The organism is Allobosea sp. TND4EK4, assembly GCF_900156025.1.
GTDB lineage: Bacteria > Pseudomonadota > Alphaproteobacteria > Rhizobiales > Beijerinckiaceae > Allobosea.
Map to the genome: position 1 here is coordinate 524545 of NZ_FTMO01000001.1, position 11610 is coordinate 536154.

The window sequence follows — 11610 nt, forward strand, 5'->3', positions numbered from 1 at the left end:
CGATCGCCGCGCCTGCTCAGTGCAAAAGCGACCAGATGAAGCGGCCCGCCACCACCAGCAGGAACAGGCCGAAAGCCACCTCCAGCCGCCGCTTGGAGAGGCGGTGCGCCATGCGCGCGCCGATCGGCGCCGTCCAGACCGAGGTCGGGATGAACAGGATCATGCCGATCAGCGAGACATAGCCGAGCGAGAGCGGCGGCAGAATGTCCATCTTCGGCCAGCCGGCATAGATGAAGCCGAGCGCGCCGGGGATCGAGATCAGCACGCCAAGGCCGGACGAGGTCGCCACCGCCTGATGGATCGGCCGGCCGTAGAAAGTCATGAACAGGCTGGAGAGCTGGCCGCCGCCGATGCCCATCAGCGCGGAGAGCACGCCGATGACGCCGCCATAGGCGACCATCAGCGGCTTGCCAGGCATTTCCTCGCCGAATTTCCAGCGATCGGCGGCGAAGAGCAGGCGCAGCGCCGAGATCGTCGCGACGGCGACGAAGACGATCTTGAACAGGTCAGCGGGCGCATAGCGGGCAATGTAGCTGCCGACCAGGACGCCGAGCACCACGGGGACCGCCCAGACCTTCAGAATCGAGAGATCGACCAGCCCCTTGGCGCGATGGGCGTTGAAGGAGCGGATCGAGGTCGGGATGATGACGGCCAGCGAGGTGCCGACGGAGAGCGGCATGCGCACCTCTTCCGGCACGCCGATGACCCGGAACACCTCGAACAGCACGGGCACGATCACCGCCCCGCCGCCGACGCCGAAGACGCCGGCGAGCAGTCCCGTCACCGCGCCGGCCAGCACAAGGGAGACGGCGAGAAAGGCGAGATCGCCGAGGGGGATGCCTGCGAGCATGAAACCGTTCCGGTTGGGACTTGTCCGTGTCGGCTATTTCCGCAGGCGAGGCAAGGGATTCGGGCCGCCGGATGTCCTCAGGCCGCCTGCGCCTCGTGCCGCGAGACATGGGCCGCGGCCGCCCGCAGGTCGGCGAGCGTCGCGTCGGCCTTGACGCAGTGCTCGGCGAGATGGCGGCGGAACTGACGCGCGCCCTTCCGGCCGGGAAAGAGGCCGACGAGATGGCGGGTGAAGGCATGCAGGCGCCCGCCCCGTTCGATATGTCTGGCGATATGCGGCTCCAGCGCCTCGAGCATGGCGAAGGCATCCGCCACCGGGGTCGGCTGCCCGAACAGCAGCGAATCGACCTGCAGGAGGATCTCCGGGTTCTGGTAGGCCTCGCGGCCGACCATGACGCCGTCGAGATGGGCCAGATGCGCAGCCCATTCGGCCGGCGCCTTGATGCCGCCGTTGAGGCTGACGGGCAGCTCCCGGTTCGCGGCCTTCAGCCGATAAGCGCGCTCGTAATCGAGCGGCGGGATCTCGCGGTTCTCCTTCGGCGAGAGGCCCTGCAACCAGGCCTTGCGGGCATGGACGATCAAAGCATCGACACCGGCTGCGCGCACCGAGGCCGTCAGCGCGTCGAGCGCCGCCTCGGGGTCCTGATCGTCCACGCCGATGCGGCATTTCACCGTGACGGGGATGGACACCGCCGCCTTCATCGCCGCGACACAGTCACCGACCAGAGCGGGCTCGCGCATCAGGCAGGCGCCGAAGGCACCGCCCTGCACCCGGTCGGAGGGGCAGCCGCAATTGAGGTTGATCTCGTCATAGCCGAAATCGGCACCGATCCGGGCCGCCTGCGCCAGCAGCATGGGATCGTTGCCGCCGAGTTGAAGCGCGAGCGGGTGCTCCAACGCATCGAAGCCGATCAGGCGGTCGCGGTTGCCGTGGATGACCGCCTGCGCCGTCACCATCTCGCTATAGAGCCGTGCATGTCGCGACATCAGCCGGTGGATGATCCGGCAGTGGCGATCCGTCCAGTCCATCATTGGAGCGACGGAGAAGCGATGAGCGCTGAAACCTTCGTCTTCGCCGATGTTATCGGGCTTTTCGGTCACGTCCGCCTGCCTGATTATGTGCCATTTCTTGCCGTTCCGGCTCATCCGCAATGGCGGTTACAACCATTGTCACAACTCCGGCGAGGATGTTGTGAATGGGCTCGATCATCGAGCGGCCACGAAAAGACGGAACGGTCGCCTCTATGGCGCAAATCGCCGTCAGGCGCGAGGGGCGCAGCCACCGCAAAATGGATCGAGCAGTTGGCGCCGCCGGCGAAGGGTGAGAATCCGGGCCGGAGTACCTTAGCGGCCCAACGCAACAACTTGGCCTCCGGGGAAAGCTGTCGCTCCGGCGTCGTTCCTGGGCGTTCCGGTCGTGTCCTTGCCAGCGTCTGGATGCTGGCGGCTCGTCGAGACACAACGCGCCGCCTTCGTCCAAGCCCTGCGTCCGCTTCCGGCCGATGTGGACTTTCCAAGCTCGCGGCTTGATTGTCGCCTGCTCACGTCATAGCCCGAAGCAGCGCAGGGACAGCAGATCGTCGATCGTTGGTTCATACCCGAACAGCAGACGGCTCCAGACGGGCTTTGTAGCCAGCACCGCTAACAGCCCGAAGATGCACCAGATAAGCGCGGCTCCGTGGGGCGTCCTGGCATATCGCCAAAGTTGTACCATGATCAGGCGGCCATACGTTGACGTGCAAACATATCCTTCTTACCAGACCGCCAGAGCATCCAGCCAATGACGAACATGGCAGCGCCCCAAATCAGAAAGCCAATATCCCAATAGATACGGTTCTCTTGGGCGACCGTTTCGTTGACGCGATGCACGACAAGCAGGTGATGGTCGATCAACCCCTCGATCACATTGAAAGCGCCGAAGCCTATCAACATCGTTCCAACAAACAATTTGTTCGACCAATACAGATGCCGCCTGTGAGCATTCCTCCAAAGAATGAACAGCCCAATTAAAACAAAAATATAGGTACTGCTGTGAAAAATTCCGTCCCAGAAGTTGTTCAACTTTAGGTTCTCGATGGAGGTCAAGGGGTACCAGCTACTGACCATCTGATGCCATTGAAGCACCTGATGCAGAAGGATGCCATCGAAGAACCCCCCGAGGCCGAGACCGAAAAAGATCCCCGCCGCTGTCGGAAATGTTCGCGCTCTGGAGTCGATTTCCATCGGGAAGCCCATCCTTTCAAAGATCGACAGCCTTGAGCACGGCGGCGATTCTGTTTTGCGCGGTTTGTATGGGCTGGAAGTCGCCGCGCAGGGCTTTCAACGCGTACCGCTCCTGGTTGATCTCATCGGCGGTACGGAAGCCCATGCGGCGCAGAATGGGGACGGGTGGACACCAGCCCTCCATGGCGTGCTGAAACAGGAACGCGGTCACGACGGCAGGTAGAAGGAGCCACCGTCTATCAAGCGTTGTGCCGAGGACCATGCCCGTCAACGCCAGAGTGGACGCATTGGCTTCAATGGTGCGCTCGATATCCCACTCATTGTCCAGCTCATCGAGTCGCGCGGCGATTTCGTCCTGATGGTCCGCGAAGTAGGCGATGCGCTGTTCGGTCTCCTGCCGTAAGCGCTGGCTGACGTCCGGCGCTGTATGGCGAGAAACACGCGCGGCTGTAGACACCATGGCGAGGCCCTCCATTTCCAGAAAGCGGAAAGCGCTCGGTTGGTTCCCTTGCCGGCATAAGCCGCCTCCTGGCGCCTCGCTCACGCGAAGGCGACATCCGAACAAGGCTGCGTCTTTAAAGCGTTTTTCAGTCGGTCACTTCCCCGCCGATGACCTAACGCAAGCCATTCATACCACGATGCCGAGCGTGACTCAGGATGCCGCGATCATGGCTGCGCTGGCGTAGCGGCGTGAGCCGGGGATCGCGCTCATCGATCTGGGCTGATCAGCGCCGAACCAGCGCAGCCGCTGCCGCCTCGTCCGGCTTGAGCCCCAGCCTTTCCATCAGCGCCAGTGCATCGCGCGGCGCCCGCGGCTTCATCGTGTTGTCGAAATAGACATGGACGTCGCGCGGGGACCCGTCCGCTCGGGCAGGGACGATGCGCTGGTCGCCGGCCGCCTCGCGCCCTTCGGCCCAGGCCGAGATCAGCCCTGCCCAATGGTCGAGAGCGGCGTCGTCATATCCGCTGGCATAAAGCTCCTGCGAGCCGTGCAGGCGGATATAGGCGAAGTCGGCCGTCAAATCGGTCCAGAGTGGCCAATCGACCGCATCGGCGCAGACGAGCGCGATGTCGTGCCTGCGCAGCAGCGCGATGAAGGCCGGATCGCGGAAGCTCTGGTGGCGGACCTCGACGGCATGGCGCAGCCGGCCGACACCGTCTGCCTTGAGCCAGCCGCGCGCCTTGATGTGATCGTCATGCCGGCTCGCGAGGGCGCTGGCGGCCTCGCCATCCTGTGGCAGCGAAACGAGAAAAGCGGCGAAGCTCTCGGGCTCGAAGCGGAAATTCGCCGGGAACTGCCAGAGCATCGGCCCGAGCTTGGACCCCAGCCGCAATACGCCCGAGGCCATGAAATTGGCGAGCGGCGTCTCGATACCGCGCAGGCGCAGGATGTGGGTGAGGAAGCGCGGCCCCTTCACCGCGAAGACGAAGTCCTGCGGCGTGTCATCGGCCCAGCGCGCGAAGCTCGCCGGCGTCTGCAGGCCATAGAAGGTGGAGTTAATCTCGACGCTCGGAAAGAGCGCGGAGGCATAGGCCAGCTCGCGCTTCTGGAGCAGCCCCTTTGGATAAAAGTCGCCGCGCCAGAGGGGATAGGTCCAGCCCGAAATGCCGATGCGGATCGTGCCTTTGGCCATCATTCTCTCCCCGGACGGCCGAGGCCGTCGGGGAGAGAATGTCGGAAAGGCGCGGCCTGTTCCGGCCGCGCCCGGCTACTTCTTGGCGCGGGCCACGATCTGCGTCGGGTTCACGAAGCGCAGCGCGATGATCAGCCAGATCAGCGTCGTGACCATGTAGATCACCGCCATGGCGTCGATCGACTGCACCGCCCGCACGCCGGCGGCGAAGACGGCGTAGTAGAGCGCGACCACCAGGGTCTGGCTGGTCGGGCCGGCGGTGAGGAAGGTCAGCTCGAACATGGCCAGCGTGCGCACCAGTACCAGCAACAGCGCGGCGAGGATGCCGGGCAGCAGCAGCGGCAGCAGTACATGCACGAAGAGCTTGAAGGTGTTGGCGCCGAAGACGCGCGCCGCCTGCTCGATCTTGGTGTCGATCTGCTCGATGAAGGGGATCATCACCAGAATGACGAAGGGGATGGTCGGCACGAGGTTGGCCAGCACCACGCCCGACATCTGGCCGGCAAAGCCGGTCTGGTAGAGGACGGTCGCCAGCGGAATGCCGAAGGTGATCGGCGGGATCAGCAGCGGCAGCAGGAAGAGCAGCATGACCAGGCGCTTGCCCGGGAAATCCCGGCGCGCCAGCGCATAGGCGGCCGGCACGCCGATCAACCCGGACAGGAACACCACCAGGAAGACGATCTGGAAGGTGACCATGAGGACGTCGTAGAGCTGGAACTCGCTCCACGCCGCCGCGTACCAGCGCGTCGTCCAGCCGGCAGGCAACCAGGTGCCGAGCCAGCGGGTCGAGAAGGAGGAAACCACCACCGTCCCGATCATCGCGAACAGATTGACGATGAAGAAACCGATCAGCGCCCAGTTGGCAGCGGCCCAGAGCTTCGTCGAAAGACGGGTGTCCTTGACCATCGGATCAACCCTTTCCGCCGCCGGCCGGGCCGCGATACAGCAGGCCGCGCACGGCCAGAACCAGCACGACGATGCCAAGTTGCACCATGCCCATGATCATCGCGACGGCAGACGCCATCGAGTAGTCATATTCCTCGAAGGCCGCCTGATAGGCCGCGATCGAGATCACGCGCGTCGGCCCCGAGGGCGCGCCCAGCAGCACCGCCGAAGGGAACACCGAGAAGGCCTGCACGAAGCTGAGGCAGAAGGTGATCGCGAGGCCCGGCAGCAGCAGCGGGAAGAGGATGTGCTTGAAGCGCTCCCACGGCCCGGCGCCCAGCGTCGCCCCGGCATTCTCCAGCGCGGGATCGATGCCGGAGAGATAGGACAGCGTCAGCAGGAAGGTGAAGGGAAAGCCGGTGATGACCAGCGAGAGCATCACGCCCCAGTAGTTGTGCAGCAGCTTGACCGGCGTCGAGATGATTCCGAGCGTCATCAAGGTGCGGTTGAACCAGCCCTGAGGGCCGAGATAGTTCAAGAGGCCCTCGGCAACGAGCACGGTGCCGAGCGTGATCGGAATCACCAGGATGGTGGTCAGCAGCCGCTGGTTCTTCATCAGCCGCACGCGGAAGGCGATCGGAATTGCCAGGGCCAGTGTAGCGACCGTGACCGGCAGCGCGAGCCAGAGCGTCGTCGCGATCGTGCCATAGAGGAACGGATCGGCGAAGAAGCGCTGATAGTTGGCGAAGACGCCGCCCGCCTTGGGCTCGAAGGAGAGCACGAGCCCGTAGAAGAACGGGTAGACGAACAGGGCCAGCAGGAACAGCACGGCGGGCAGGACGAGCAGCGTCAGCCCGTCGAGGCCTCGCGCCGCCAGCCGCTGCTTGAGGGGGATGGAAGGAGACGCTGCCACGCTCACGCCCGGCCTCCATAGACGAGGACGCGGTCGGGCTCGGCGGCGAGCGTCACCTTGTCGCCCGGCGCCAGCTTGTCATGGGCGAGGAAGGAGAGGTCCGTGCCATCGGCCATGCGGGCGAAGCCGACGAATTCGCGCCCACGGAACTCGGTCGAGACGACCTGCGCCTCCAGGCCCGGCTGGCCGGCCGCGACGGGGTGCATATCCTCGGGCCGGATGGCGATGGCAGCTTCCGCGCCGGCCGTGACGACGTTGCGGGTGCGCCCCGTGATCTGCTGCGTCCCCACGGCGACGACTGCGCGCCCGTCCGCGACCGACACGACCTTGCCGGTGGCGCGGTTGCGGAAGCCCATGAATTCGGCGACGTCGAAATGGTCCGGCCGCATGAACAGATCTTCCGGCGTGCCGACCTGGCGCACCACACCGTCGCGCAGCACGACAATGCGGTCGGCGAGCGAGAGCGCCTCTTCCTGATCGTGCGTCACATAGATGGTGGTGGCGCCGAGCGTGTTGTGGATGCGGCGGATCTCGGCGCGCATCTCGAGACGCAGCTTGGCGTCGAGGTTGGAGAGCGGCTCGTCCATCAGCACCAGCGGCGGCTCGACCACGATGGCGCGTGCTATGGCGACGCGCTGCTGCTGTCCGCCGGAGAGCTGACCCGGCAATTTTTCGGTCTGGCCCTGCAGGCGCACGAGAGCTGCGGCTTCCGCCACGCGCTTGTCGATCTCCGCGCGCGGCACGCCGCGCATCTTGAGGCCGAAGCCGATATTCTTCGCCACCGTCATATGCGGGAACAGCGCGTAGTTCTGGAACACCATGCCAAAGCCGCGCTCCTCGGGCCGCAGCGGGTCGATGCGCTTGTCGTCGAGCCAGATGCCGCCGCCGGTCGCGGGCAGCAAGCCGGCGATGAGGTTCAGCGTCGTCGACTTGCCGCAGCCGGACGGGCCGAGCAGCGCGATGAACTCGCCTTTGCCGATCGTCAGCGAGACGTCCTTGAGAGCGTTGTGGGTGCCGAAGTCGCGGCTCAGGCGGTCGAGCCTGAGCTCGCGAAAAGAGGCTGCGTTGATCGTCATGGCGTCCGGATTCCGGGAAATGGCGAGACAATGCGCAGCGGCGGACAAGGCTTCCCAGCCTTGCCCGCCGCTGCGGGATGCGGGAATTACTTCTTCTTGGCGCCGCCGATCTGCTCGTCCCAGATGCGGAACGCGACGACCATCTTGGCCGGATCGAGCGGGGTCTCGAGCGGGGCCTCGGCGATCAGCTTCTCGTATTCGGGGCGACCGAAGTCCTTGATCGCCTTCTGGCTCTCCGCCGGCGCCATGTCGAGCGTGACGCCCTTCACGGCCGGGCCCGGATAGAAATAGCCCTCGTCATAGGTGTAGGCCTGCTGCTCCTTGGTGAGCAGGAAATTCATCAGGTCGACGAGGACAGCAAGCTTCTCGTCCGATACCCCCTTGGGGATGCACATGTAGTGCGCATCCGCGACCCAGTGGAAGCCCTTGAGGGCCGCGACCTTGGCCTCCTTCGGCACGACGCCGAGGACGCGCGGGTTGATGTCCCAGCCCGTCGTCGTCACGGTCATGTCGCGCGAGCCGTCGCCGAGTTCCTTCATCACCGCGCCGGTACCGGCCGGATAATACTCGATGTTCTCGCCGAGTGCCTTGAGATAGGCCCAGGTCTTGTCCCAGCCCTTCTCAGGGTCCTTCGGGTCCTTGTCACCGAGAATGTAGGGCAGGCCCATGATCCAGGTGCGTCCCGGGCCGGAATTGGCCGGACGGGCGTAGATCAGCCGGTCCTTGTTCTCCTTGGTCCAGGCCAGCAGCTCCTCGGCCGTGGTCGGCACCTTCTTGACCTTGTCCGGCATGTATTCGAGCAGCGGACCCGACGGATAATAGGTCACGACGACGCCCTGCCCGCTGGCAAGGCCCTGCATCTTCCAGGCGCCTTCCAGGAAGATATCCTGGAGTTTCGGCAGGTTGCCGGCCTGCTGCGGCAGCAGCGGCACCCAGAGGTTCTGCTCGACGCCGGCCGAGAGGGCGTCCGTGCCGGTCAGAACCATGTCGATATCGACGCGGTTGGCGGCCTGCTGGGCCTTGAGCTTGCCGGGCAGCTCCGGGGCCGGCGCCTTGGTGAAGGTGATGCGCGAGACGACGTTCGGCTTGGCCTTGCGGTAGTTCTCGATCGCCTTCTGCGTCAGCGCGAGGTTGCCGGCCACGTCGACGATCGAGATCGCGACGGGCGAGGTCGGCAGCTTGAGAGACTGCGCGAAGGCGCCTGGCGCCTGGGCCGCCAGGCCGAGGCCGGCGACGCCGCCGATGAAATGACGTCGGTTGATGCTGTCCTGAGCCATGGAATTCTCCTCCGGACGCGGATGCCCGCTTCCTGCCTTGTTGATTTTTCCGGTGTCGGCTGCGGCCGCCCGGTTCTTCTTTTGCCGGAACCTGCCAAGTTGACGCCGGGGCCGGTTGATCGGTATTCTAGTATACCAGTCGTCAAGAGCTTGGCAATGGCCCACCCTGCAACGCGCCACAGCACGGATCAGATCTACAGCGTGCTGCGCACCGACGTGATCAGCGGCGCGCTGAAGCCGCGCGAGGCGATGTCGGAGGCGCGCATGGCACTGCGCTTCGGCGTCAGCCGCACCCCGGTGCGCGAGGCGTTCAAGCGCCTGGTCGACGAGGGTTTCCTGGTGGCGGTGCCGCAGGTCGGCACCTTCGTCGCGCCGATCGACCTCGCCGCCGTCCACAACAGCCAGTTCGTGCGCGAGACGCTGGAATGCCGCACCGTCACGCTGGCCGCCGAGCGCATCCGCGACGCCGACCGGCGCCGGCTGGAAGCGTTGATCGAGGAACAGGCAGCGGCCGTCAGGCGGCAGGACAGGCCGGAAATCTTTCGTCTGGACGAGGTTTTTCATGCGGAAATCTCCCGCATTGCCGGCTACAGCGCCGTCTGGAACATGATCGAGGGTGTGAAGGCGCAGATGGACCGTGTGCGCTGCCTCTCGCTGGAGACCCCGTCCTGGTCGGACGTCATCCTGCAGGAGCACCGGGTGATCGCCGCGCACATCATGAAGCACGACGCGGCTGGCGCCGAGGCGGCGATGCGCGCCCACCTGCGCACCGTCTTCGCCACGATCGACGCGATCGCGCGCGATCATGCCGACGCCTTCGACGATTCCCGGCTGACGCGGGACGCCCCCTGAGCGCCCTGCCGCTCCAACAAACCTCCCAAAGGATATCCAACGATGGAACAATGCTGGCGCTGGTTCGGGCCGGACGATGTCGTGACGCTGGCCCAGGCCAGGCAGGCCGGAGCGTCGGGAATCGTCAACTCCCTGCACCAGATCCCCTATGGCGTGGTCTGGAGCATCGAGGAGATCGAGAAGCGGCAGGCGATCGTCCGGGCCGACAAAAGCCTGGCCCTGGACTGGACGGTGGTCGAGAGCCTGCCGATCCATGAGAGCGTCAAGATCGGCGAAGGCGACCTTGAACCCGTCTTCGAGAACTACCGCCAGTCGATGCGCAACCTCGCCGCCTGCGGGCTCAAGGTCATCTGCTACAACTTCATGCCCGTCCTGGACTGGACCCGCACGCAGCTTGCCGAGCCCCTGCCGGGCGGCGGCACGGCGCTGCGCTTCAACCTGCACGAATATGTCGCGCTCGACCATTTCATGCTGAAGCGGAAGGGCGCCGAGGAAGGCCATTCAGCCGAAGTGCTGGCCAAGGCCAGGGCCTGGTTCGAGCGTTCGACCGAGGCCGAGCGCGACCGGCTGCTCTCCAGCGTCATGGCCGGGCTGCCGGGCGCCTTCGACCGCTACGATCTTCCCGGCCTCGCCCGCATCCTCGAGCGCTATGCCGGAATGACCCATGAGAAGCTTCGCGAGAATTTGAAGCGGTTCCTGGAGGCGATCATCCCGACCGCCGAGGAGGTCGGCATCCGGATGTGCATCCACCCCGACGATCCTCCGCGGCCGCTTTTCGGCCTGCCGCGCATCTGCTCGAACGAGGACGACATCGCCTGGATTCTCGGCGCGGTGGATTCGCCCGCGAACGGACTGACGCTCTGCTCCGGCTCGCTCGGCGCCAACCCGAAGAACGACGTTCCGGCCATCGCCCGCCGTTTCGCGGACAAGATCTGGTTCGCGCATCTGCGCAACGTCGCCAAGGACCCGGACGGCTCCTTCATGGAAGCCGAGCATCTGGGCGGCGATACCGACATGGTGGCGCTGGTGGACGCGCTGATGGCCGAAGAGCAGCGCCGCAAGGCTGCGGGCCTCGACCCCTGGCGCATTCCGATGCGCCCCGACCACGGCCATGCCCTGCTCGACGACGTCGGCAAGGGCTCGTTTCCCGGCTATCCGGCCGTCGGCCGGCTGCGCGGACTGGCGGAGCTGCGCGGCGTGATGACGGCGCTCGCCAGCATGAAAGGCTATGACGCCTGAGTTGCGGCGTTCCATGCGCCCAGAAAGGCGGGTCAGGGCCCGCCTTTTCTTTCGGCCGAACGACCCGGCAGCTCAGCCCGCGAGGAAGGCGATGCCGGCCACGGCCATTGCCCCGCCGGCGAAGCGGGCCAGGCGCGGCGCGCGGCCCGCGATCTGAGTCGCCAGAACGAGGCCGAGACCGTGCAGGGCGGCGGTCGCGAGGACGAAGCCCGCCGCATAGCTGAGCGCGCCGGCGTTCTCCGGCAGTTCCGCTCCGTGCGCGTAGCCGTGGAAGATCGCGAAGAGCGCGCAGACCGCAGTTCCGATCGCGACGGGCGGCGCGATGTTGAAGGCGATGGCAAGGCCGAGCGCCACGACCGAGACGCCGATGCCGATCTCGACGCCAGGCAGCGCGCCCCCGCTCATGCCCCAGAGGCCGGCGACAACCATCGTGGCGACGAAAGCGGCGGGATAGGCGAAGCGCGCCTTGCCGCCGACGAGCCCGGCCCAGAGCCCGACCGCGACCATCGCGGTGAGATGGTCGAGTCCGAACAGCGGATGGCTGAACCCGGCGGTGAAGCCATGGACCGCACCGACGCCGGTATGCGCGAAGGCGCTGCCAGCGACGAGCGAAGCTGCGCCCGCAAGGCCGATACGCTTGATCATGGTCATTCTGCCCTCCC

At 65.7% G+C, this 11610-nt stretch carries 12 protein-coding genes; 2 read left to right on the top strand and 10 right to left on the bottom strand.

Going from position 1 to position 11610, the window contains the following annotated elements; all coding sequences use genetic code 11:
* Nucleotides 1–16 precede the first annotated feature (16 nt).
* From BW981_RS02605 to BW981_RS02645, 9 genes are all read right to left on the bottom strand, one after another.
* Nucleotides 17–850 carry a sulfite exporter TauE/SafE family protein gene (locus BW981_RS02605; RefSeq protein WP_076435948.1) on the bottom strand — a complete coding sequence of 278 codons (834 nt, stop codon included), beginning with the start codon at nt 848–850 and terminating at the stop codon, nt 17–19.
* A gap of 77 nt (nt 851–927) precedes the next feature.
* A complete protein-coding gene (dusA, locus tag BW981_RS02610; RefSeq protein ID WP_076436746.1) occupies nt 928–1950 on the bottom strand; it encodes a tRNA dihydrouridine(20/20a) synthase DusA in 1023 nt (340 codons plus the stop codon).
* Nucleotides 1951–2565: 615 nt separating this feature from the next.
* The gene (locus tag BW981_RS02615) at nt 2566–3072 is read right to left on the bottom strand and encodes a DUF2243 domain-containing protein (RefSeq protein WP_139333588.1); all 507 of its coding nucleotides are present in this window, start codon (nt 3070–3072) and stop codon (nt 2566–2568) included.
* Between the two features lie 16 nt (nt 3073–3088).
* Nucleotides 3089–3532 (bottom strand): DUF2892 domain-containing protein, encoded by a 444-nt coding sequence (locus BW981_RS02620; protein ID WP_076436748.1) that lies wholly within the window; start codon nt 3530–3532, stop codon nt 3089–3091.
* A 265-nt stretch (nt 3533–3797) separates the two neighbouring features.
* A complete protein-coding gene (locus tag BW981_RS02625; RefSeq protein WP_076435951.1) occupies nt 3798–4709 on the bottom strand; it encodes a DUF72 domain-containing protein in 912 nt (303 codons plus the stop codon).
* A 72-nt stretch (nt 4710–4781) separates the two neighbouring features.
* On the bottom strand, nt 4782–5612 hold the full coding sequence (locus BW981_RS02630; RefSeq protein WP_076435952.1) for an ABC transporter permease: 831 nt from the start codon (nt 5610–5612) through the stop codon (nt 4782–4784).
* Nucleotides 5613–5616: 4 nt separating this feature from the next.
* Nucleotides 5617–6504 carry an ABC transporter permease gene (locus tag BW981_RS02635; RefSeq protein WP_076435953.1) on the bottom strand — a complete coding sequence of 296 codons (888 nt, stop codon included), beginning with the start codon at nt 6502–6504 and terminating at the stop codon, nt 5617–5619.
* 2 nt (nt 6505–6506) lie between these two features.
* Nucleotides 6507–7574, bottom strand: a complete 1068-nt coding sequence (locus BW981_RS02640; protein ID WP_083712169.1) for an ABC transporter ATP-binding protein — start codon at nt 7572–7574, stop codon at nt 6507–6509.
* Between the two features lie 92 nt (nt 7575–7666).
* A complete protein-coding gene (locus BW981_RS02645) occupies nt 7667–8857 on the bottom strand; it encodes an ABC transporter substrate-binding protein (RefSeq protein ID WP_076435957.1) in 1191 nt (396 codons plus the stop codon).
* Between the two features lie 156 nt (nt 8858–9013).
* On the opposite strand from BW981_RS02645, the gene BW981_RS02650 reads away from it, so the two are divergent.
* Nucleotides 9014–9709, top strand: a complete 696-nt coding sequence (locus tag BW981_RS02650) for a GntR family transcriptional regulator (protein WP_076435958.1) — start codon at nt 9014–9016, stop codon at nt 9707–9709.
* A 42-nt stretch (nt 9710–9751) separates the two neighbouring features.
* Nucleotides 9752–10948 (top strand): mannonate dehydratase, encoded by a 1197-nt coding sequence (uxuA, locus tag BW981_RS02655; RefSeq protein WP_076435960.1) that lies wholly within the window; start codon nt 9752–9754, stop codon nt 10946–10948.
* A 72-nt stretch (nt 10949–11020) separates the two neighbouring features.
* Here uxuA and BW981_RS02660 read toward each other — a convergent pair whose 3' ends face one another.
* Nucleotides 11021–11599: a HupE/UreJ family protein gene (locus tag BW981_RS02660; RefSeq protein WP_210188638.1), complete on the bottom strand. Its 579-nt coding sequence runs from the start codon at nt 11597–11599 to the stop codon at nt 11021–11023.
* Between the last annotated feature and the right edge of the window lie 11 nt (nt 11600–11610).